Here is a 21,847-nt window from a genome sequence, read left to right as displayed (position 1 = left end):
TTTCCAACTCAATTATCATAAACGCAGAAAATATAGATTAGCCGGCAGACGCAATGCGCGCCGCCTTCGCTTCGTGGCCGAGCTGCGGCTTGGCACCGGCAATCGCCGTGAGAATATCCTCGAATATATCGGCGCAGGCTTCCCAGCTGAATCCCTGGAGAGTGGTGTCGGGATCGACGCTCCCCATGGCCAGGGCGCCCAGCGCCGCCTCGTGCAGATCGGCCGACAGAACGCCCGCGCCCGTCGCGCCGATGACATCCTTCGGCCCCGCCACCGGATAGGCGGCGACCGGCAGCCCGCAGGCAATCGCTTCCAGCAGCACCAGGCCGAACGTGTCGGTGCGGCTGGGGAAAACAAAGACATCGGCGCCCGCATAGTGGCGGGCAAGCTCCTCGCCCTCCTTCTTGCCGGCGAACACCGCGTCGGGGAATTTGCGCTTCAGCTCATCCATATCCGGCCCGTCGCCGACGACAAGTTTGGTACCCGGCAGATCGAGCGCCAGAAAGGCTTCAAGATTTTTTTCCGGCGCAACGCGGCCGACGCACAGGAAAACGGGATGCGCAAGGCCGAGATCGACATCCGCCTGCGGCCGGAACAGGTCGCGGTCGACACCGCGCGTCCACACGCGCAGCGTGTCGAAGCCGCGCTCGGTCAGTTCCTCATAGATGGACTGCGTCGGGACAAGGCAGGTTTCGGCGGCATTGTGGAACCGGCGCAGAAAGCCATAGGTCCAGGCCAGCGGAATGGGCAGGCGCTCGCGCAGATATTCGGGAAAGCGCGTATGAAAGCTGGTGGTGAAGCGCCACTTGTTCTTCAGGCAGGCGCGGCGCGCCATGATGCCGAGCGGGCCTTCCGTGGCGATATGCACGAAGGCAGGCTGCAATGCCTCGATCCGGGCCTTCACTGCGGCGGGATAGGTCAGTGCCAGACGGATTTCCGGATAGGTGGGACACGGAGCCGAGGGATAGTCCGCGGGCGAGATGATCGTCACCTCGACGCCCCGCGCCTCCATCTGCTCGCGCAATTGGGTCAGGGTGCGCACCACGCCATTGACCTGCGGATGCCAGGCATCGGAGACGATGACCAGCCTGTTCATCGGATCGATCCCTGCAGGAGACGCCATTCAGGCCGCATTCGCCGCCTTGGGACGCTTGTCCTCGAGTTTGACGACAGGCGCAAAGCCGGCCTTTTCCCCGATCAGATGCGTCCAGGAGATGAGTTCCATCTTGCCGTCGTGATGTTCGGCAATGGCGGTGCAGCTTTCAACCCAGTCGCCGGTGTTGATATATTCGATGCCATCGATTTGTTCGATGGTGGCGTGGTGGATGTGGCCGCAGATGACGCCATCGGCGCCGATGCGCCGGGCCTCGTCGGAAACGACGGTCTGGAAGGAACCGATGAAGTTGACGGCCTTCTTCACCCGGAATTTCGCCCAGGCGGAGAACGACCAGTAGCGCAGCCCGAGCATGCGCCGCACCTTGTTCATGATGGTGTTGATGGCCAGCGCCGCGTCATAGGCCCAGTCGCCGAGATAGGCGATGTGGCGGGCATTGCGCACGACGACGTCGAACTGGTCGCCATGGATCACGAGAAATTTACGGCCGTCAGCGGTTTCGTGCATCGTACGGTCCATGACCTCGATGCCGCCGAAATGCGTGCCCTGGAAATCGCGCAGGAATTCGTCGTGGTTGCCGGCGATGTAGAGGATGCGGGCGCCCTTGCGGCTCTTGCGCAGCAGCTTCTGCACGATGTCGTTGTGCTCCTGCGGCCAGTGCCAGCTGCGGCGCAGACGCCAGCCATCGACGATATCGCCGACCAGATAGATCGTATCCGCATCGTGATATTTCAGGAAGTCCAGGAGGAAGGTCGCCTTGGCGCCTTTGGAACCAAGATGCACATCGGACAAAAAGAGCGTGCGAAACTTACGTGTCTCTGGCTCAACCATGAGGCTGATCTCCGTTCAGCGCCGGTACGCATCGGTACCTCTGGCCTGACAGAAACCTGATTCATGTCACAGTCTTATGACGCCGCTAAAAAGTCTATGGTTTCCTGCGATAAACACTTGTAACAAAATGGACTTCATTTATGGCTCTTCATGTCATTTATGCATGCTAAAAAGATTGAATCGCAAATCCCAAGTTGCGACCAGCCAATTTCCGGAGGATCTTATCCATGGCCAAGGACAATTCGCCCAACCAGTCCGACCTCGAAGAAAGCGCCCTGTTTTACCACCGCTTTCCGCAGCCGGGGAAACTGGAGATCCAGGCGACGAAGCCGCTTGGAAATCAGCGCGATCTTGCCCTTGCCTATTCTCCCGGTGTCGCCGCTCCCTGCCTGGCCATTCATGAAAATCCCGCCACGGCAGCCGATTATACCAGCCGCGCCAATCTCGTCGCCGTCATCTCCAACGGCACCGCCGTCCTTGGCCTTGGCAATATCGGGCCCCTCGCCTCTAAGCCGGTGATGGAAGGCAAGGCGGTTCTGTTCAAGAAATTCGCCGACATCGACGTCTTTGACATCGAGATTGACGCGCAGGAGATCAACAAGATCGTCGATGTCGTTGCCGCGCTCGAACCGACCTTTGGCGGCATCAACCTTGAGGACATCAAGGCGCCGGAATGTTTTGACGTGGAGGAGATCCTGCGCGCCAGGATGAACATTCCGGTGTTCCACGACGACCAGCACGGCACGGCGATCATCGTCGCCGCCGCCATCCTCAACGGCATGGAGCTGGCCGGCAAGGATCTGTCGAAAGTCAAGATCGTCGCGTCCGGCGCCGGTGCGGCGGCGCTCGCCTGCCTCAACCTGCTGGTCAAGCTCGGCGCCAACCGCAACAACATCTGGGTCTGCGATCTCGACGGCGTCGTCTATGACGGCCGCAACACCCTGATGGACCGCTGGAAATCCGTCTATGCCCAGAAGACCGATGCGCGCGTGCTGGCCGATGTCATTGGCGGCGCCGACGTGTTCCTCGGCCTGTCCGCCGCAGGTGTCCTGAAGCCGGACCTTTTGAAGCAGATGGCGCCGAACCCGCTGATCATGGCGCTGGCCAATCCCAATCCGGAAATCATGCCGGAGGAAGCACGCGCCGCACGCCCCGACGCCATGATCTGCACCGGACGCTCCGATTTCCCCAACCAGGTCAACAACGTCCTCTGCTTCCCCTATATCTTCCGCGGCGCTCTGGATTGCGGTGCGCGGGCGATCAATGAGGAAATGAAGATGGCGGCGGTCAAGGCCATCGCGGCGCTTGCCCGCGAGGAGCCATCGGACGTGGCGGCGCGCGCCTACTCCGGCGAAACACCGACCTTCGGCCCCAATTATCTCATTCCCTCGCCGTTCGATCCGCGCCTGATCCTGCGCATCGCGCCTGCGGTGGCCAAGGCCGCCATGGAAACCGGTGTGGCCGACCGCCCCATCGAGGATTTCGAGACCTATCTCGACAAGCTGAACCGCTTTGTCTTCCGCTCCGGCCTGATCATGAAGCCGATCTTCACCGCCGCACGGACTGCCGAGAAGAAACGGGTGATCTATTCCGATGGCGAAGACGAGCGCGTTCTGCGCGCAGCCCAGGTCGTGCTTGAGGAAGGCACGGCCATCCCGACGCTGATCGGCCGCCCGCAGGTCATCGAGACACGTCTCAAGCGCTACGGCCTGAAGATCAAGCTCGGCACCGATTTTGACATCATCAATCCGGAAGACGATCCGCGCTACCGCGACTATGTCGACCTTCTGGTGAACCTCACCGGGCGGCGCGGCACCACGCCGGAAGTGGCACGCACCATGGTCCGCGCCAGCGGCACGGTGATTGCAGCCCTGGCCATCATGCGCGGTGAAGCCGACGCGATGATCTGTGGTCTCGAAGGCCGTTTCGAGCGCCATCTGCGCAATGTCGACCAGATCATCGGCAAGCTTGAAGGCATCCGCAATTTCTCGGCACTCAGCCTTTTGATTTCGCAGCGCGGCGTGCTGTTCCTGACCGATACCTATGTCAGCATCGATCCGACAGCCGAAGAGATCGCGGAAAAGACGGTTCTGGCTGCCAATGAAATCCGCCGCTTCGGCATCGAGCCCAAGGCAGCCCTGCTCTCGCATTCCAATTTCGGTTCGCGCGATTCCGAAAGTGCCGCCAAGATGCGCGCCGCTTCGGAAATCCTGCGCTCCAAGGCACCGGATCTGGAGCAGGATGGCGAAATGCATGGCGACTCCGCCCTGTCGGAAATCCTGCGCGAACGTGTCCTGCCTCATTCCCGCCTGAGCGGTGAAGCCAACCTCCTGGTCTTCCCCAATCTCGATGCGGCCAACATCACGCTCAACGTCGTCAAGACGGTCACCGATGCACTGCATGTCGGGCCCATTCTGCTCGGCGCCGCCAAGCCGGTGCATATTCTGACGCCGTCGGTGACATCGCGCGGTATCGTCAACATGACGGCTCTGGCCGTGGTCGAGGCTTCGCAGCGCGTGGAATAGCGCGCTGCCGTCTTATTGCTGCCGCACGTTCATGGATGGTTCATGCGCAGTCAGCCAGTTTGGCTGCGCATGATCTTGCAGGACTAGACGCTATGAAACGGTTCATACACTTCGCGGCACTCGCCATGGGCACGCTGCTGTTGTCAACACAGCTCGCGGCGGCCAAATCGGACGTTTGCAGCCGCATGGAACAGCGTCTGCGCGAACTCGACAATGATTTCGTCACCGACGAGTATGAGCTGAACCTGCGCCGCGACCGGGTGGAAGCTGCCATGGACGCCAACAATTGCTCGGCATCCTACGAACCCGACCGCGAAGTCCTGCCGCGTGAAGTCATGCCGCGCGATGCGGAGCCCCGGCGCCGTCCCTATGAAGTCCTCGGAGGTCAGCGGCCGGTTGAAGACGAACCGCTGGAGAGCACCGCGCCGGTCTATGGCGGGCAATACCAGACGCTCTGCGTGCGCACCTGCGACGGTTATTATTTCCCCATTTCCTATGCAACGGGCGCGGAGAATTTCGGCCGCGACGAGGCACAGTGCCAGGCGCAATGCCCGGGCGCCAAACTGTTCTATCATTCGACCACCGGCGAAACCGTCGATCAGATGATTTCCCTGCGCGGTCAGGCCTATACGGATATGCCCAATGCGTTCAAATTCAGGAAAGCCGGCGCCAACGGTACACCGCAATGCTCCTGCCAGCGCACGGCAGGCAATTACACCACGCTTGGAAATCCCAAGGAAATAGCCAAGCAACCCGCACCGGCGGCCCCCGCGAGCAAACCGGCGCCTGTACAAACACAGCCCGCGCTCAAACCAGCGGAACCGATCAAGCCGGTCGAACCCGTCAAGGCCGAACCGTTACCCCCTGCGGGGCCAGCGAAAAACCCCGAACCGGTCAAGCCGGCGGCACCGGCCGAGGCAAAGGCCGAACCGGCGGCGCCTGTGGTAGAGCCGGAGAAAAAACCGTCATCGATTATTCAGCTGGGCACACCCGCCGTGCCGAAAGTCGAAGCGGAACAGCCGAAGCCGCTGTCGCCGGACAGACCGATCGATCCCAACCGCAAGGTCAGGGTCGTCGGGCCAACGTTCCTTCCCGACCAAGAAGGGGCAGTAAATCTGCGAGCTCCGGGCCAGAAGCCAGCCCAGTAAGGGCAATGCGCAGGGGCATGAACAGCGGCTTGCCCTTGCGTCCGCTCTGGGTCTTCACCGCCTCCGTCCACTGCTTCCAGGTCTCGCGGTTCCATGGCTCCTGCGGCAGAACATCGAAGGCGGCCGCAACGAAGTCATGATCTTCTGCAGCCAATGGCTCGTCACTGACGGGACCGTCCTGAATGACCGTCCACCACAGCGCCGCATCGGCAACGCGCGTGAGATTGCCGCGCACCGCCAGCCAGAAGGCTTCGGCCTTGTCCCCGTCAATGCCCATCTCCCGCAAACGCTCCGCGGCCACGTCAAACGGCATGGCATGGATCAGCGTGCGGTTCAGCGTGTCGAGTTCCGCCGGATCGAATTTCGACGATGATTTCGATGTCGCCTTCGGATCGAAGACTGCGGCGAGCGACGCCATGTCGGGCATGGCGACCACATTCTCCGACGTTCCCGTCAGCACGGCGAGACTGACCACGGCCATCGGCTCATAGCCGTCGCGGCGCAGGCTGCCGACGGACAGGGCGCCGGTGCGCTTGGACAAGCCCTCGCCCGACACTGTCGTCAGCAGGTTATGATGGCCAAGCGCCGGCGCCTTCGCCCCAAGCGCTTCGAAAATGGAGATTTGCACGCCGCTGTTGGTGACGTGATCATCACCGCGGATGATGTGCGTAATGCCCATGTCGATATCATCGACCACGGAGGTCAGCGTATAGAGATAGGTACCGTCTTCGCGCACCAGCACCGGATCGGAAAGCGAAGCAAGATCGACGGTTTCCTCGCCGCGTACGATGTCGTCCCAATGCACAATCGTGCGGGCGGGCGCGAACGGATCGTCCTTGAAATTCGGAAGCAGGAAACGCCAGTGCGGGCGATGCCCCTCCGCCTCCAGCTTGGCGCGATCCTCCGCCGTCAGTTTCAGCGCGTCGCGGCCATAGACCGGCGGCAGGCGGCGCGCAAGGCGCAGCTTGCGCTTGCGTTCAAGCTCGTCCGGGGTCTCGTAGCAGGGATAAAGCACGCCGGCCGCTTTCAGCGCCGCGACGGCGGCATCATAAAAGGCAAAGCGTTTCGACTGGTACTCCACCCGCACCGGCTTGATGCCTAGCCAATCAATGTCAGCGGCGGTCGCTTCGGCATATTCGGCCTTCGAACGCTCCACGTCGGTGTCGTCGAAACGCAGGATCAATTGGCCATTGTGCTTCAGCGCGAACAGCCAGTTGAACAGGGCTGTGCGCGTGTTGCCGATGTGGATGTAGCCGGTCGGAGATGGTGCAAAACGGACGGTGATGGTCATGCGTCGGGCATATCGGAACGGCGCGTGAAGATCAATATGGGCCGCGCTTTCGCGCGGCCCACAGGATCAGTCGTCGGCCAGAACCAGGCCCTTGGTCAGTTCCAGCGCCTGCCGTTCGAACAGGCTGCGGTAGATACCGCCGTTCAGGCGGATCAGGGCTTCGTGATTGCCCTCTTCCACGATCTTGCCATGGTCGAACACCAGCAGCCGGTCGAGCGCCCGCACGGTGGACAGCCGGTGCGCGATCACCAGGGTCGTCCGGCCCAGCATCAGCCGTTCCATGGCCTGCTGGATCAGCACCTCCGATTCCGAATCGAGGCTCGACGTTGCCTCATCCAGGATCAGGACCGGCGCATCCGCGAGGAAAGCCCGGGCAATGGCCACGCGCTGACGCTCGCCGCCGGACAGCTTCACACCGCGTTCACCCACCAGCGTGCCATAGCCCTTCGGCAGGGCCATGATGAAGTCATGCGCGCTGGCCTGCCGGGCCGCTTCCTCGATCTCGCTTTGCGTGGCTGTCGGCCGCGCATAGGCGATGTTCTCGGCCAGCGTCCGGTGGAACAGGATCGGCTCCTGCTGCACGATGGCAATCTGCTGGCGCAGCGATGCCTGGGTGACATCGGAAATATCCTGACCGTCGATCAGGATATGCCCTGCCTTCACATCGTGCAGGCGCTGGATCAGCTTGACGAACGTCGTCTTGCCCGAGCCGGAATGGCCGACAAGGCCGACGCGCTCACCCGCCCGGATCGTCACCGAGAACCGGTCATAGAGCGGTGCCCGGTGCGCCCCGTAGTGGAACGTCACATTGTCGAACACGATCTTGCCATTGGTGATCTGGATCGGCTTGGCGCCGGGCCGGTCATCAATGCCGAGCGGCTGACTCTGGATGTCAACAAGCTCTTCCATATCGTTGATCGAACGCTGCAAATTGCGGATGTGCATGCCGACTTCCCGCAGGTAGCCCTGCAAGATGAAGAACGACGTCAGCACGAAGGTGATGTCACCCGCACTTGCCTGCCCCCTGGACCACAGCCACAGGGCGAAGCCGATGACCGATGCCCGCAGGATGAGCAGCAGCGAGCCCTGCGTCGTGCCGTTGCGGGTACCGCGGATCCACGTGCGCCGCGTCCGGTCCTGCCACTTGGCAAGAACTTTCAGCAGCCGTGCGTCCTCGCGCTTTTCCGCGCCGAAACCCTTCACCACCATGTTGCAGCTGACCGCATCCGCCAGCGAACCGCCGAGCTTGGTATCCCAGCGGTTGGCAAGGCTTGCCATCGGCGCGACATAGCCGAGCGACATCGCCACCGTGACGCCGACGAACACGAGGGATCCCAGGCCGATGATGACGCCCATCATGGGCCAGTACCAGGCCATCAGCACGGTCGAGCCGACAAGCATGACAACCGACGGAAACAGGGCCACCAGCAGCGTATCGTTGAGCAGGTCGAGCGCCCACATGCCGCGCGTGATCTTGCGCACCGTCGAGCCGGCAAAGCTGTTGGCATGCCAGTCCGTCGAGAAGCGCTGGACACGGAAGAAGGCGCCGGAAGCAATCTCCGACATCATTTTCAACGTCAGCTTGACGATCGTCATGAAGGTGACGTGCCGCAGGATGATGGCGCCGAGCGACAGGGCCATCAGGGTCCAGAACGCAGCCATCGCCGCATCCCAGGCGATGGCATCCGTTGCCGCGCCATTGACCACCGCGTCGACCAGCCGCCCCGAATAGAGCGGTGTCAGCACGTCGGCCAGTGTCGAGAGCAGCACTGCACCAAGAATGATAGCCAGACGCACCGGCTGCTTTTGCCAGTGAACCCAGGTGAATCCGAGAACGCTGCGGAAGGCTCCGCCGCGCAAGGCGTTACGTAAAAATGCCATGACGATCGTCCGGTGCCAAAACGCACCGGCCTCAAATATGAATTTCAGATGAGAATGCCGCGCAACAGAACGATAAAATCAATGCGGCATAATTGGCTTGGCGACTCGCCTGAATACAGGAAAGGCCAATATCGGCGATGAGTGTTCTTGACCGGTGAAGTCAATTGAAAAGCCTTGAGGCTTTTCATCATCACGTGTCAGGAACGGACGCCGCCCCGAGGGGACATTGGGAAAGCTGCCATTCTAAACCTCCCGGGCTTGATTGCCGGAGAGATGGCTTATAGGTGAATCGCCATCGGCCGCCAAGCGCCTATTTTTTGTGCAGCCGCTTTTCAAAATAGAGTGAGGCGCGATTGCAACACTAGACTTAAGTCGTAGTCAAAAACGATGGTTGCAGGGCGATCAGTGCGTGGTTCGAACCACGCACCCGGCACATGCAATCAGCCCTACCCCCGATCGCGGAACTTGTTGGTGATGGGATAGCGCCGGTCGCGGCCGAAGTTCTTGCGCGTCACCTTCACACCCGGCGCCGACTGCCGGCGCTTGTATTCGGCGAGATAGAGCAGGTGCTCGATCCGCTCGACCGTCTTGCGCTCATGACCGCGCTCGACAATCTCGTCCACGCCCATCTCGTTCTCGACGAGGCATTCGAGAATATCGTCGAGCACCGGATAGGGCGGCAGCGAGTCCTGGTCCGTCTGGTTTTCCCGCAGCTCGGCGGACGGTGCCTTGCTGATGATATTTTCCGGGATGACGATACCCGATGGACCGAGGCCGCCGGCGGGCACATTCCCGTTGCGCCATTCCGACATGGCATAGACCTGCATCTTGTAGATGTCCTTGATCGGGTTGTAGCCGCCGTTCATGTCGCCATAGAGCGTGGCATAGCCGACCGACATCTCCGATTTGTTGCCCGTCGTCACCACCATCGACCCGAACTTGTTGGAGATCGCCATCAGGATCGTGCCACGGGCCCGGCTTTGCAGATTTTCTTCGGTGATGCCTTCATTGGTGCCCTCGAACATCGGGCCCAGCGCCTTCAGGAAGCCTTCCACCGGTTCGAAGATCGGCACGATGTCATAGCGGCAGCCCAGCGCCTTGGCGCAGTCCTCGGCGTCCTTCAGCGAATCCTTCGACGTATAGGTATAGGGCATCATCACGGCGCGCAGACGCTCCTCGCCCAGCGCATCGACGGCCAGGGCCGCGCAGATCGCCGAGTCGATGCCGCCGGAAAGGCCGAGCACCACATCGTTGAAGCCGTTCTTGTTGACGTAGTCCCGCAGCCCCAGCATGCAGGCGCGGTACTGCGCCTCCTCACCCTCGGGGATTTTCGACATGGGGCCTCCCGAACAGGACCATCCGCCCTCGCCGCGCCGCCATGTCGTGACGATCAGTTGCTGTTCGAACTGCGACATCTGGAAAGCGATGGTCTTGTCCGGATTGAACGCAAATGACGCGCCGTCAAAAATCAGATCGTCCTGACCGCCAAGCTGGTTGGCGAAAATCAGCGGCAGACCGGTCTCGATCACCTGGCGCAGCACCACCTGATGGCGCACATCCACCTTGCCATTGTAATAGGGCGAGCCATTGGGCACGCACAATATCTCCGCGCCGCTCTCGGCCAGCGTTTCACACACACCAAGGTCGCCCCAGATATCCTCGCAGATCGGAATGCCGATGCGGATACCGCGGAAATTCACCGGTCCGGGCATCGGCCCCTGCTGGAATACCCGCTTCTCGTCGAACTCGCCATAGTTGGGCAGGTCCACCTTGAAGCGCTCAGCTATGACCTTGCCACCGTCCAGCACCATGACCGAATTGTGCAGGCCGCTGTCGCGCCGCAGCGGCGTGCCGATAATCACGCCCGGCCCGCCATCCGATGTGTCAGCCGCAAACGCCCGTACTGCCTTTTCACAGGCTTCGATGAAGGCTGCTTTCAACACCAGATCTTCCGGCGGATAACCGGAAATGAACAGCTCCGTGAACAGGATGAGATCGGCGCCCTGCCGCGCCGCATCCGCGCGCGCTTCGCGCGCTTTTGCCAGATTACCCTTGATGTCACCCAGGACAGGATTGAGCTGGGCGATGGCGATACGGAGGATGTCAGGATTTTTGCTCATATTGAACATATATCATTTCGCTGGAGATTGAACAATGCGACTCACACGCGGTTTCAGGAAAAAAATACGTGCCAGAGCGTATAGAACCAGACGATGGCGACGAGAACAACCGAGATCAGCACAGCCAGAGATCCACAATCCTTGGCGATCTGGATGTCGCGCTGGAAATCCCGCGACACGGCGTTGCACGCCGCTTCAATGCCGGTGTTCAACACCTCGATCATGATCAGGATAAGCACCGAGCCGGTCAGAATCAGGAAAACCAGCACGGACGGCGCGATGGCAGCTGCGATGGGGATCGACAGGATGAAAAGGATGAGTTCCTGCTGAACCGCCTTTTCATGCACCGCCAGATGTCTCAGTGCCCGCATGGAATTGACGAATGCCAGTATTAGCCGCTGCATGGTGTGCTCCCGTCCGTCCGTAACGGCAGCTATAAAGCCAGATCGGGCGGCGTCAATCCTTCACGCGTTCCCGGCCCCTCAGTCGCCTGCAACCACGATGCCGCCGCCGCTCGCCACGTATTTCGGCAGATCGTCGCCGATTTCGTAATAGTCGCCCTTGTCGCCGACGAAAATATGCACTTCTCCCTTGAGACTGGTCGGCTTGTCGAACGAACCGGCCATCACCGAGATGTAATCGAGATCATGGTGTTTCCAGAACATCACCGATCCGCAATTCCGGCAGAAGCCGCGCGCCGCATATTCGCTGGCGGCATACCATTTGATGTTTTCCTCGCCCGTGATGGTGATGGCATCCTTCTGTACATTCGTTGCCGCATAGAAATGGCCGGATTGCTTGCGGCACTGCGAACAGTGGCAATAGACAATCCCGCGCAGCTCGCCATGCGTCTTGAAGCGGATGCCTCCGCACAGACACGATCCATTATGCAATTCCGGCATCAGAACAGCCTCCCGCTCAACACGAAAAAGATCAGCTCTAGGCCTGGCGCCGGACGGTGCCTTGCGCAATCACGCCTTCGGCGCCCGCACCAGCGACACGCGCAGAAGCGCCGCGCCAATCACCGCCGACAGGAGCGATCCGAGCAGCACGCCCAGCTTTGTTTCATCCTGCAGCAAGGGCGAATTTGCATAGGCGAGAAGGCCAATGAACAGGCTCATGGTGAAGCCGATGCCGCAGAGCATCGCAACCCCGTAAATCTGGAACCAGCTTGCACCCGCCGGGCGCTCCGCCAGCCGCAATTTGATGGCAAGAACCGCGAAGGCAAAGACGCCGATCTGCTTGCCGGCGAACAGGCCTGCCGCCACCCCAAGGGGGACGGGATCGGCAAGATTGGACAGCGAGACGCCGCTGAAGGACACGCCAGCATTGGCGAAACCGAAGATCGGAACGATGGCGAAGCCCACCCAGGGCTGGATGGCATGTTCCAGTTTGAGCAGCGGCGATTCGGCCGAAGCCTGCCCATTCTTGGCCCCGCGCATCGGAATGGTCAGCGCCAGGAGGACACCGGCCACCGTGGCGTGAATGCCTGATTTGAACACCAGAATCCACAGGATGACGCTGAGGACGAGATAGGCCCAGAGCCGCACCATGCCGAGACGGTTCATGGCCATCAGGATGATGAAGACACCGGCGGCACCGGCAACGGCGGGAATATTCAGCCCTTCCGAGTAGAAGAGCGCAATGATGAGAACCGCACCCAGATCGTCGATGATGGCAAGCGCTGTCAGGAAAACCTTCAGGGACAAAGGCACGCGCGAGCCAAGCAGGGACAACACGCCGAGCGAGAAGGCGATATCCGTTGCCGACGGAATGGCCCAGCCCCGTGCCGTTTCGGTACCGGCGTTGAAGGCAAGGAAGATGGCGGCGGGCACCACCATGCCGCCGACCGCAGCGAAGCCCGGCAATGCGCGCCGCGACCAGCTCGACAACTGGCCACTGATCATTTCACGTTTGATTTCCAGCCCGACCAGCAGGAAGAAGATCGCCATCAGCGCATCATTCACCCAGTGAAGAATACTCAGGCCGCCGACATAGGTCTTCAGAAGGCCGAAATAACCGTCACTGAGCGGTGAATTGGCAATGACCAGCGCCAGCGCGGCCACCACCATCAGGATGATGCCACCGGAGGCTTCGCTCTCGATGAAGGAACGGAAAGACGCTGTCAGACGGATTCGGCGCGAAGGTTTTGTTGTCATGGAACCTTGATAGAATCCAAAGACATAAATTTCCAGCCAAAACGGCCCGGCGTTCTGACAGATGCGTGATCAGGCCGCCGCGGTCGCCCCATCGCCCAAAACGAAGGGCGGCCTTGGAAAGACCGCCCCTCACATTTCTTGACTGCCGTTCAGACGGATCAGCCGTTAACGGCGATCTTCTGCGGATGCGCATTGCGCTCCTTCTTGAGAAGCTCGGCAACGAGGAACGCCAGTTCCAGCGCCTGGTCGGCGTTGAGGCGCGGATCGCAATGGGTGTGGTAGCGGTCGGACAGATCTTCCGCCGAAATCGCCCGTGCACCACCGGTGCATTCCGTCACGTTCTTGCCGGTCATCTCGATGTGGATGCCACCCGGATAGGTGCCTTCCGCATGATGAACGGCGAAGAAGCCCTCGACTTCCTTCAGGATACGGTCGAAGGGCCGTGTCTTGTAGCCATTGGCCGTGATCGTGTTGCCATGCATCGGATCGCAGGACCAGACCACGTCGCGGCCTTCCTTCTGCACGGCACGGATCAGCTTGGGCAGATGGTCGCCCACCTTGTCATGGCCGAAACGGGCAATGAGGGTCAGACGGCCGGGCTCGTTCTCCGGGTTGAGCAGATCGATCAGCCTGATCAGGCCATCGGGCTCCAGCGAAGGGCCGCACTTCAGGCCAAGCGGGTTCTTGATGCCACGGCAGTATTCCACATGGGCATGGTCCGGCTGGCGCGTACGGTCGCCGATCCAGATCATATGGCCTGACGTGCCATACCAGTCGCCGGACGTGGAATCCACGCGGGTCAAGGCCTCTTCATAGCCAAGCAGCAAGGCTTCGTGGCTGGTGTAGAAATCCGTCTCGCGCAGCGTGTGGTTGGTTTCAGAGGTGATGCCGACGGCGCGCATGAAGTCCATCGTATCGGAGATGGTGCGGGCGAGTGACTCATAGCGCTCACCCTGCGGGCTGTCCGAAACGAAGCCGAGCATCCACTGGTGCACGTTCTCCAGGTTGGCATAGCCGCCCTGGGCGAAAGCGCGCAGAAGGTTCAGCGTTGCAGCCGACTGGCGATAGACCATTTCCTGGCGGTTCGGATCAGGAATGCGGGCAGCCTCGGTGAACTCCATGCCATTGATGATGTCACCGCGGTAGACCGGCAGCTCGATGCCATTCTTGGTTTCCGTATCGGCCGAGCGCGGCTTGGCGAACTGACCGGCAATGCGGCCGATCTTCACGACAGGCTGCGATGCACCGAAGGTCAGGACAACCGCCATCTGCAGGAACACGCGGAAAAAGTCGCGGATATTGTCTGCGCCATGCTCGGCAAAGCTCTCGGCGCAATCGCCGCCCTGCAACAGAAAACCCTGCCCTTTGGACACGGCTGCGAGCTGGCGCTTCAGCTTGCGCGCCTCACCTGCAAAAACCAGCGGCGGATAGGTACGAAGACGGCCCTCGACATCGCTCACAGCCTGAGCGTCCGGATAGAAAGGAGCCTGCTTGATTGGCTTGCCTCTCCAGGAAGTCGGTGTCCAGTTCTTCGTCATTATTGCACCTGTTTTCTATTGTCCGCACTGGGTAGCGGTGGTTTGCGTTTTCCGGTTGCTCCGGAAGGCGCTCATATAGTGGAAATATCCCCAATATACCAGTCCCGTTAAGGTTTGTGGCGCAAACACGAAATCGAGATTGTCGCTGGCGGCTTTTTGATTTACGTTAACGTCAAAGTCAAAATTGGAGCGGCCGATGCGCGACGTTGCCTTTCAAGCCTCTGATGGCTTTCCCCTGCATGGCAGCATGTTTGACGGAAATGGCGACGGGCCTGCCGTCCTGATCTCGTCCGCCGCTGCTGTTCCCAACTCGTTTTACCGGCACTTTGCCCACCAACTGCTCGATTGCGGCGCCTCCAGGGTGCTGACCTATGATTATCGCGGCGTCGCGAAATCCAGAACGCCGAAGGGATGGACCCCACGCCTCGGCATGAAAGACTGGGGCGTGCTCGACTTTCCCGCGGCGACCGATAGTCTCAGGCGCGCGGCCGGCGACCGGCCGCTGGTGGGCATCGGCCATTCCTATGGCGGCCTGGCGCTTGGCCTCAGCAACCGGTCTTCCGACTTTGCCCGCTATACATCGCTTGCCTCGCTCTCCGGCTATTACCGCTATACGGCCGAACCGTTTTCCGTCTTTGCCAAGATGAACTTCCTTGCCCTGCCCCTGGCACTCTCGCTCGGACGCGTGCCCAAATGGAGCGGCATCGGCGAGGAACTGCCCGGCAGCGTCTTCCAGGACTGGGCCCGCTGGTGCCGCAATCCCAACTTCCTTTTCGGCGATGCGAGAACACCGGAGTCGAAGCATTTTCACGCGGTGCGCACGCCCCTTCTTGCCGTCGGACTGACCGACGATCCCTGGGGAACGCCGAAGGCAATCGATCACCTTTTGACCCATTACAGCAATGCGCCGACAAACCAGCTGTGGCTATCCCCCGAACAATCGACCGGCGGCGCAATCGGTCACCTCGGCTTCTTCCGCAAACACCATGCCGCGACCCTGTGGCCGCCCGTCATCGACTGGCTGCTTCACGGGAAGGTGCCGCACGGCGCAACGCACCGCGCCGAACAACGCGTTGCCTGAAAGAACGGCTGTGCTTGTTCAGGCGTAGGGCGTGCCTGCCATCGCGGCTTTCAGGCCGAGGGTTCCCTGGTCGACAAGCCCGAGGAAGACGGCCGTCGCTTCCCGCGCATCCTGTTTCAACTGAAAGGAGCGGTGCGCCTGGACGAAAGCCGTGGTCCAAGTCGCCAGAAGCAGCCCGGCGGCCAGATCGGCATCGGGATCGGCTGGTTCCCGCCCCGCGCTCTCGGACAGGGCCAGACTGATGGTCTGCGCAAGCTCGTCGCGGATCGCCCTTGCCCGGGCCTTCAGGGTTTCACTGCCCTCGATCGTCGCCATGAAGGCCTGGCTCCTGACCGAAAACCTCAGATAAGGAACGTCCTCCGCAGCCAGCCGGTGTGCCAGCAGGCGCAATGTCTCGACCGGAGTGACGCCCGGCTCGCGCCGCTGCAAAGCATTGCGCAGCATCTCGCGCCCCTCTTCCTCGCGGTCGAAGAACATATCCTCCTTGCGGGGAAAGTGATTGAACACGGTCATCCGCCCGACATCGGCGGCAGACGCAATCTCGTCCACCGTCACATGATCGAAGCCGCGCTGCATGAAAAGCCGGGTGGCAGCGATGGAGATGCTTTGGCGGGTGGCGAGGCGCTTACGGGATCGGCGGTCGGATGGCACTGTCATGGCTGTGCTGATAGCACGATTTGTATACTGAGTACAATTTTGTATTGACACGAAGCGTCGGTTGATCCCATATAAATGTACTGAGTACATATTAGGATCAAGTATATGAAACATGCCATTGATGTTGTGGTCGTGGGCGCCGGACCCGTCGGGCTCCTAACCGCCATCGAACTGACTTTGGGCGGTGCGCGCGTTCTCGTTCTGGAGCGCCTGCCCAAGCCGAGCCTGGAAATGAAGGCCGGCGGGCTCGGACCATTGGGGCTTGAGGCGTTGCAGCGGCGCGGCATGACGGCCGCCATCGCCGCTGCGGAGGCGGCCAGTTTCGCCGCGATGGCGCAGTCCGGACTGGACCCGCGAGCCAAGGGGTCGAAATATAGCGGCCATTTCGCCGGCCTCTCGCTGATCCGCAAGGACGCGCAGAGCGAGCCGGAACGCCGCGCCCGCCCCGTGGACCAGCAGGCCCTTGAAGCCATGCTGGCCGACCGCGCATGTGCGCTTGGAATCGATGTCCGCCGCAGCTGCGATGTCACCCGCTTCATCGCGCAGACCGACGGCATTGACGTGGAATGGACATCTCCGGCAGGCGTGGACCGCATTCGCTGCGCCTATCTCGCCGGTTGCGACGGGGGACGCAGTTCGATCCGCAAGATGGCCGGTTTCGATTTCCCCGGAACGCCGCCCTCATCCACCTTCTACCAGGCTGTTGCCGATATCGATCATCCGGGCCGCCTGGCCCCGATGGGCTGGCGGCACACACCGGGCGGCATCTTCTCCTACGGGCCGTTCCCCGGCCGGCTGGTGATGATCGAGTTTGCAGGTCCGCCGCAGGACCGGCAGGCGCCGGTCACGCGGGAGGAGATCGAAGCGGTTCTGCGCCGTGTCAGCGGTGCCGATGTCCGCGTCAAGGCACTCGAAAGCGGGAGCCGGTGGACTGACAACACGCGGCTTGTCGACACCTACCGCAAGGAGCGGGTGCTGCTGGCTGGCGATGCCGCGCATATCCATACGCCATTCGGCGGTCAGGGCTTGAGCCTCGGGCTGGTGGATGCCGCCAATCTCGGCTGGAAGCTCGCCGCGGTCATTCGCGGCGAAATGCCCAAAAGCCTGCTTGATACCTATACGGATGAGCGGCGCCCCGTCGCCGAAGCCGTTCTGGCGAACACGCTTGCCCAGATGGCCATCATGCGGCCCGATCCGCAGGCGGGCGCGATGCGGGACATCATCGTCAAGCTCTTGCAGTTCGACGACGTCAACCGCTTCATCGGCGCGATGATGAGCGGCCTTTCCATCCGTTACGATCTCGGATCGGAACGGGACGAGGTAGGCCGGCTGACCGGCGACCGGCCGGTCAGCCACGGCAACGCCGGTATCGCGCTTTACGATCTGATGCAGGATGGGATGGGCGTTTTTCTCGATGCATCCGCCGGCGGCAAGGCCTCCAGCCTCGTTGCCGCCCGCACAGGAAGGGTGCGGTGCATCGCCGCCGATGCGGGGCCTTCCCTGCTGATCCGTCCGGATGCCTGCATTGCCTGGGCAGGTGATGGCGACAGCACGGATGGGTTGGAGCAGGCACTCCAGCGCTGGTTCGTGCCGCCGCTAGCGTGACCCCGTGAGCCTTGACCGGCGCAAGGCTCGATATCAGCCGGCACGCACTCCGTCGACGATCCGGTATGTCGGCTTGTACATCGTCACCAGTTCCTCGGCGGCCGTCGGGTGCACCGCCATGGTGCGGTCAAAATCGTCCTTGGTGCATCCGGCTTTCATGGGAATGGCCAGAAGCTGTGCCATTTCGCCCGCATCGGGCCCAAGAATGTGCGCACCAACCACTTTGCGGCTTGCCGCGTCGACAATCAGCTTCATCAGCATCTTTTCGGTACTGCCGGACAGTGTGTTGCGCATCGGACGGAACACGGCCCGGTAGACTTCGATCTCCTTGAACTGTCGTGCCGCATCCTGCTCGGTCAAGCCAACCGTTCCGATCTCCGGCTGCGAAAACACCGCCGTTGCAATCAGCGCGTGATCCGGCTGCATCGGGTTGTTCTTGAAGGCGGTCTCAAGAAAGCACATGGCTTCATGAATGGCGACCGGCGTCAACTGCACCCGGTTGGTGACATCGCCAACCGCCCAGATGTTTTGCCTGCTCGTGCGCGAGTAGCCGTCCACCTTGATTGCACCCGTCTCGTCAACGGTAACACCGGCAGCCTCGAGGCCGAGTGATGCCGTGTTCGGCACGCGGCCGATGGCCAGCATCACCTGATCGGCAACAAGGGCATCCCCGCCCGACAGATGCACCAGTTTGCGTCCGTCGTGCTGGCGTTCGACCTTGGTGATGATTTCCGTGCAACGGATATGAATGCCCTTCTCCGCCATGGCCGCATGCAGCATCTGGCGCAGATCCTGATCGAAGCGCGACAATATCTCCCTGCCGCGGTAGACAAGCGTCGTATCGACGCCAAGGCCATGGAAAATATTGGCGAATTCCACCGCGATGTAACCGCCGCCCTCGATGACAATGGCTTTCGGCAGTGTATCCAGGTGAAACGCTTCATTCGAGCTGATGCAGAATTCATTGCCCGGCAGCGAGGGGTGCGGGCTGGGATGGCCGCCGACAGCGATCAGAATCTGGTCAGCGGTCACCCGCTTGCCGGTCTTGAGGATTTCAATCGTGTGATCGTCGATCAGCACAGCGCGGCTTTCGAAAATCTCCACGTCGGAGTTTTCCAGCCCCTTGCGGTAAAGCCCTTCCAGACGGGCGATCTCGCGATCCTTGTTGGCGATCAGCGTCGGCCAGTCGAAGGTGCTCTTGCCGACGGTCCAGCCATAACCGGCCGCCGCATCGAAATGCTCCTGGAATTGCGAGGCATAGACAAAGAGCTTCTTGGGCACGCAACCGCGAATGACGCATGTACCGCCCATGCGGTATTCCTCCGCCAGCCCGACCCGCTTGCCCATGGCTCCCGCCAGGCGTCCCGCGCGGACACCGCCGGACCCGCCGCCGATGACAAAGAGGTCATAGTCATAGGTCGCCATTTACACGCACTCCGAATCTGTTCTGCTGCCGGTCACTTTACATGGGTTTTATCCCGTCGCTTTAAAAGAACAAAGCCCGGCTTTGACACCGGGCTTTGCAAACAGTCAGGAAGACAAAAGGATCAGGGCTTCGGCTTGGCAGGGGCTGCCGGCTTGGCCGGTGCCTTTGCCGGGGCCTTGGCAGGCGCTTCCGGCGCTGCCGGTGTTTCTGGCGCTGGCGTTACCGGTGCGGTCGCTGCGGCGGCTGCGACAACTTTCTCGGCGACGGCCTGCGCAAGATCGCGGGCAATGCCATTGCGCCAGATGGTGGCAGCCTTCATGACTTCGCGCGTCGCGATCGGGCCTTCGGACAGAAGCTTCTTGCCGGCCGGCGAATTGTAGAAGCCGGTGATGGCATTCAGCTCTTCCTCGGAAAAGGAAACGGCGTAGGCACGGGCGGCTTCATTTTCGAGATCGACACGGCGGGCGGCCAGGGCCAGAGCCTGCTCGTCAACGGTGGAACTGATGATGGACTCAAGATTGGGGTCCTTGTCGATCAATTGCGCTTTCAGGTTCTGCGCCGCGTCCGGCAGAATCGAGTCGAACGCATCGGTTGCCTTGATCGCTGCGATAGCGGCACGGGCAGCGGAGAGATGCGATGCGGTGATTTCCTGCGCCTGTGCAGTGTAAAGACTGCCCAGCATGATCGCGACAGACAGAGGTGCAATCAAACGGCGAAAGCCAGTTGCTCGGTTCATGGATTTATTGCTCCGTTTTTCTCAAGACTTTGCCTGTTAAGGCTGTGTTCGTGTTCGTATGCCGTCAGCACCGGCCAGAATAGCCACGCGCGCCAGCCCCAGAAATAGTCCATGCTCCACAACGCCCGGTATGGCGTGCAGAGCGTTTGACAACGCTCTTGTATCCGGAATGCGGCCAAAAGATGCATCCAGGATCAAATGCCCGCCGTCTGTAACAAATGCTTCGCCTCCCGTCATCCTCAATGTAAGGGAACCGGACAGATCAAGCGCGGCAGCCGCCTTTTCGATGGCGATTTTCGTTGCCGCAAGACCAAAACGGTTCACTTCGATCGGCAGCGGGAACTTGCCGAGCACCTCGACATTCTTCGACTCGTCCGCAATCACAACCATTTGCGCCGACGCGGCAGCCACGATCTTTTCGCGCAGCAGCGCGCCGCCGCCGCCCTTGATCAAGGCAAGCTCAGGGCCGATCTCGTCGGCGCCATCGATCGTCAGATCCAGAACCGGCGTTTCCTCCAGCGTGGTCAGCCTGACGCCAAGCTCCTGGCACAGCGCCGCCGTGCGTTCCGATGTCGGCACGCCGATGACATCAAGGCCAGCGGCGACCTTTTCCGCCAGAAGGCGAACAAACTCTTCAGCGGTGGAGCCGGTGCCGATACCCAGGCGCATGCCATTTTTCACATAGGTCAGCGCTTCGGCAGCCGCCTTGATCTTCAGTGTCCTGGCATCCATCCTCGGCGCCCTCTCCCTGCTTTGACTTGACACCAGTGGTCCGATTCTGACATTCGCATATGGTGCGTGATGTCAAAATGGGATGCGAATGTCACATTCGTTCCATTTGGCTCCCTAACACGTCAGACAGACGGGTCAAGGCTCGATACATGATTTCGCCCCAGACATTAGCGGATCGTACCACGCCTGAAATGCATAAATCGCTGATATCCTCATTCGAACCTCAAATTTGCAGGTGCACTTAATGTCCAAACCTATTGTTGTTTTCGATCTCGATGGCACCCTGGTCGATACCGCCCCGGACCTGCTCGACAGTCTCAACCACTGTCTTGAAGCGGCCGGCATGCACAAAGTCGATCCGGTTGCCCTGCGCCGCTACGTCGGCCAAGGCGGACGCGTGATGATCGAGCGGGCATTCGAGGCACAGCAGAAAATCCTCAGCCCGGAACAGCTCGACTGGCTGGTCGGTCTCTTCCTCGAGCACTACGGCAAGCACATGCCCGGTCATTCCGCGCTCTACGAGGGCGTGGAGGACGTGATGAACAATCTTGCCAAGGCCGGTTATCTGCTTGCCGTGTGCACGAACAAGTTCGAGGGCCTTTCCGTCAGCCTTTTGACAGCGCTCGGGCAGACGCAGCGCTTTGCCGCCATCTGCGGATCGGACACGTTCGCGTTCCGCAAACCCGATCCCCGCCACCTTTTCGAGACCATTGCCAAGGCGGGCGGCGACCGCGACCGCGCCCTGATGATCGGCGACAGCCGGACGGACATCGACACCGCCAAGGCCGCTGGCATTCCCGTGGTTGCCGTGGATTTCGGCTATTCGGACCTGCATGTGTCGAGCTATGGGCCGAGCAAGGTCATTTCACACTATCGTGAATTGAATGTTGACCTCGCCGAACGTCTGATCAATGCGGTCAACGCCTGATTTTGCTTGAATCGGAAAGACTTAGCTTTCTCGCCGGCACATTGTCCGAAGATTGCGAATGGAACAAAGTCTGCA

18 protein-coding genes are annotated in these 21,847 nt (G+C 61.0%); 5 read left to right on the top strand and 13 right to left on the bottom strand.

All coding sequences use genetic code 11. The features are described from left to right. Positions 1-37: 37 nt before the first annotated feature. Both C5750_RS03215 and C5750_RS03210 read right to left on the bottom strand, forming a co-directional pair. The gene (locus C5750_RS03215; RefSeq protein ID WP_342588449.1) at positions 38-1,123 is read right to left on the bottom strand and encodes a glycosyltransferase family 4 protein; all 1,086 of its coding nucleotides are present in this window, start codon (positions 1,121-1,123) and stop codon (positions 38-40) included. After that, positions 1,124-1,945, bottom strand: a complete 822-nt coding sequence (locus C5750_RS03210; RefSeq protein ID WP_105732402.1) for a UDP-2,3-diacylglucosamine diphosphatase — start codon at positions 1,943-1,945, stop codon at positions 1,124-1,126. It lies immediately after the preceding gene. Between the two features lie 227 nt (positions 1,946-2,172). Between C5750_RS03210 and C5750_RS03205 the strand changes: the two genes are divergently transcribed. Further along, on the top strand, positions 2,173-4,470 hold the full coding sequence (locus C5750_RS03205) for an NADP-dependent malic enzyme (protein WP_105732401.1): 2,298 nt from the start codon (positions 2,173-2,175) through the stop codon (positions 4,468-4,470). 92 nt (positions 4,471-4,562) lie between these two features. After that, positions 4,563-5,618 (top strand): DUF2865 domain-containing protein, encoded by a 1,056-nt coding sequence (locus tag C5750_RS26895; protein ID WP_158531236.1) that lies wholly within the window; start codon positions 4,563-4,565, stop codon positions 5,616-5,618. On the opposite strand, the gene gltX is transcribed toward C5750_RS26895, so the two are convergent. The 7 genes from gltX to C5750_RS03165 form a co-directional block, all read right to left on the bottom strand. Continuing rightward, positions 5,536-6,909 carry a glutamate--tRNA ligase gene (gltX, locus tag C5750_RS03195; RefSeq protein WP_105732399.1) on the bottom strand — a complete coding sequence of 458 codons (1,374 nt, stop codon included), beginning with the start codon at positions 6,907-6,909 and terminating at the stop codon, positions 5,536-5,538. The two genes, C5750_RS26895 and gltX, sit on opposite strands and share 83 nt — an antisense overlap. A 66-nt stretch (positions 6,910-6,975) precedes the next feature. After that, complete coding sequence (locus tag C5750_RS03190) at positions 6,976-8,790, bottom strand: ABC transporter ATP-binding protein (protein WP_105732398.1); 1,815 nt, start codon at positions 8,788-8,790, stop codon at positions 6,976-6,978. A 446-nt stretch (positions 8,791-9,236) separates the two neighbouring features. Further along, the gene (locus C5750_RS03185; protein WP_105733086.1) at positions 9,237-10,910 is read right to left on the bottom strand and encodes an NAD+ synthase; all 1,674 of its coding nucleotides are present in this window, start codon (positions 10,908-10,910) and stop codon (positions 9,237-9,239) included. Positions 10,911-10,963: 53 nt separating this feature from the next. Beyond that, positions 10,964-11,314, bottom strand: a complete 351-nt coding sequence (locus tag C5750_RS03180; protein WP_105732397.1) for a diacylglycerol kinase — start codon at positions 11,312-11,314, stop codon at positions 10,964-10,966. A gap of 78 nt (positions 11,315-11,392) precedes the next feature. Then, on the bottom strand, positions 11,393-11,812 hold the full coding sequence (locus tag C5750_RS03175; protein ID WP_105732396.1) for a GFA family protein: 420 nt from the start codon (positions 11,810-11,812) through the stop codon (positions 11,393-11,395). 69 nt (positions 11,813-11,881) lie between these two features. After that, complete coding sequence (gene nhaA, locus C5750_RS03170) at positions 11,882-13,069, bottom strand: Na+/H+ antiporter NhaA (protein ID WP_105732395.1); 1,188 nt, start codon at positions 13,067-13,069, stop codon at positions 11,882-11,884. A 158-nt stretch (positions 13,070-13,227) separates the two neighbouring features. Continuing rightward, the gene (locus C5750_RS03165; RefSeq protein ID WP_105732394.1) at positions 13,228-14,607 is read right to left on the bottom strand and encodes a class II 3-deoxy-7-phosphoheptulonate synthase; all 1,380 of its coding nucleotides are present in this window, start codon (positions 14,605-14,607) and stop codon (positions 13,228-13,230) included. A gap of 196 nt (positions 14,608-14,803) precedes the next feature. On the opposite strand from C5750_RS03165, the gene C5750_RS03160 reads away from it, so the two are divergent. Continuing rightward, positions 14,804-15,688 carry an alpha/beta hydrolase family protein gene (locus C5750_RS03160; protein WP_105732393.1) on the top strand — a complete coding sequence of 295 codons (885 nt, stop codon included), beginning with the start codon at positions 14,804-14,806 and terminating at the stop codon, positions 15,686-15,688. A gap of 18 nt (positions 15,689-15,706) precedes the next feature. Here the strand turns inward: C5750_RS03160 and C5750_RS03155 are convergent, their stop codons facing one another. After that, positions 15,707-16,345: a TetR/AcrR family transcriptional regulator gene (locus tag C5750_RS03155; protein ID WP_105732392.1), complete on the bottom strand. Its 639-nt coding sequence runs from the start codon at positions 16,343-16,345 to the stop codon at positions 15,707-15,709. 105 nt (positions 16,346-16,450) lie between these two features. Between C5750_RS03155 and C5750_RS03150 the strand changes: the two genes are divergently transcribed. Then, positions 16,451-17,950, top strand: a complete 1,500-nt coding sequence (locus C5750_RS03150; protein WP_105732391.1) for an FAD-dependent monooxygenase — start codon at positions 16,451-16,453, stop codon at positions 17,948-17,950. Positions 17,951-17,983: 33 nt separating this feature from the next. On the opposite strand, the gene gor is transcribed toward C5750_RS03150, so the two are convergent. From gor to rpiA, 3 genes are all read right to left on the bottom strand, one after another. Then, positions 17,984-19,375: a glutathione-disulfide reductase gene (gor, locus tag C5750_RS03145; RefSeq protein ID WP_105732390.1), complete on the bottom strand. Its 1,392-nt coding sequence runs from the start codon at positions 19,373-19,375 to the stop codon at positions 17,984-17,986. Between the two features lie 122 nt (positions 19,376-19,497). Further along, the gene (locus tag C5750_RS03140; RefSeq protein WP_105732389.1) at positions 19,498-20,112 is read right to left on the bottom strand and encodes a DUF2059 domain-containing protein; all 615 of its coding nucleotides are present in this window, start codon (positions 20,110-20,112) and stop codon (positions 19,498-19,500) included. Positions 20,113-20,148: 36 nt separating this feature from the next. Next, entirely contained in the window at positions 20,149-20,844 is a 696-nt protein-coding gene (gene rpiA / locus C5750_RS03135) for a ribose-5-phosphate isomerase RpiA (protein ID WP_105732388.1), read from the bottom strand. Positions 20,845-21,088: 244 nt separating this feature from the next. Between rpiA and C5750_RS03130 the strand changes: the two genes are divergently transcribed. Further along, positions 21,089-21,772 (top strand): HAD family hydrolase, encoded by a 684-nt coding sequence (locus tag C5750_RS03130; protein ID WP_105732387.1) that lies wholly within the window; start codon positions 21,089-21,091, stop codon positions 21,770-21,772. The last annotated feature ends 75 nt before the right edge of the window (positions 21,773-21,847 follow it).

The sequence above is a fragment of the Phyllobacterium myrsinacearum genome (genome assembly GCF_002980555.1).
Classification (GTDB): Bacteria; Pseudomonadota; Alphaproteobacteria; order Rhizobiales; family Rhizobiaceae; genus Phyllobacterium; species Phyllobacterium myrsinacearum.
The sequence above is the reverse complement of the archived record's forward strand: the minus strand, read 5'-3'. Positions and strand labels throughout refer to the sequence as shown.

Excerpts from the sequence above, each read along its gene's own strand:
- C5750_RS03215 (WP_342588449.1), bottom strand. The coding sequence starts at position 1,123 with ATGGCGTCTCCTGCAGGGATCGATCCGATGAACAGGCTGGTCATCGTC.
- C5750_RS03210 (WP_105732402.1), bottom strand. The coding sequence starts at position 1,945 with ATGGTTGAGCCAGAGACACGTAAGTTTCGCACGCTCTTTTTGTCCGAT.
- C5750_RS03205 (WP_105732401.1), top strand. The coding sequence starts at position 2,173 with ATGGCCAAGGACAATTCGCCCAACCAGTCCGACCTCGAAGAAAGCGCC.
- C5750_RS26895 (WP_158531236.1), top strand. The coding sequence starts at position 4,563 with ATGAAACGGTTCATACACTTCGCGGCACTCGCCATGGGCACGCTGCTG.
- gltX (WP_105732399.1), bottom strand. The coding sequence starts at position 6,909 with ATGACCATCACCGTCCGTTTTGCACCATCTCCGACCGGCTACATCCAC.
- C5750_RS03190 (WP_105732398.1), bottom strand. The coding sequence starts at position 8,790 with ATGGCATTTTTACGTAACGCCTTGCGCGGCGGAGCCTTCCGCAGCGTT.
- C5750_RS03185 (WP_105733086.1), bottom strand. The coding sequence starts at position 10,910 with ATGAGCAAAAATCCTGACATCCTCCGTATCGCCATCGCCCAGCTCAAT.
- C5750_RS03180 (WP_105732397.1), bottom strand. The coding sequence starts at position 11,314 with ATGCAGCGGCTAATACTGGCATTCGTCAATTCCATGCGGGCACTGAGA.
- C5750_RS03175 (WP_105732396.1), bottom strand. The coding sequence starts at position 11,812 with ATGCCGGAATTGCATAATGGATCGTGTCTGTGCGGAGGCATCCGCTTC.
- nhaA (WP_105732395.1), bottom strand. The coding sequence starts at position 13,069 with ATGACAACAAAACCTTCGCGCCGAATCCGTCTGACAGCGTCTTTCCGT.
- C5750_RS03165 (WP_105732394.1), bottom strand. The coding sequence starts at position 14,607 with ATGACGAAGAACTGGACACCGACTTCCTGGAGAGGCAAGCCAATCAAG.
- C5750_RS03160 (WP_105732393.1), top strand. The coding sequence starts at position 14,804 with ATGCGCGACGTTGCCTTTCAAGCCTCTGATGGCTTTCCCCTGCATGGC.
- C5750_RS03155 (WP_105732392.1), bottom strand. The coding sequence starts at position 16,345 with ATGACAGTGCCATCCGACCGCCGATCCCGTAAGCGCCTCGCCACCCGC.
- C5750_RS03150 (WP_105732391.1), top strand. The coding sequence starts at position 16,451 with ATGAAACATGCCATTGATGTTGTGGTCGTGGGCGCCGGACCCGTCGGG.
- gor (WP_105732390.1), bottom strand. The coding sequence starts at position 19,375 with ATGGCGACCTATGACTATGACCTCTTTGTCATCGGCGGCGGGTCCGGC.
- C5750_RS03140 (WP_105732389.1), bottom strand. The coding sequence starts at position 20,112 with ATGAACCGAGCAACTGGCTTTCGCCGTTTGATTGCACCTCTGTCTGTC.
- rpiA (WP_105732388.1), bottom strand. The coding sequence starts at position 20,844 with ATGGATGCCAGGACACTGAAGATCAAGGCGGCTGCCGAAGCGCTGACC.
- C5750_RS03130 (WP_105732387.1), top strand. The coding sequence starts at position 21,089 with ATGTCCAAACCTATTGTTGTTTTCGATCTCGATGGCACCCTGGTCGAT.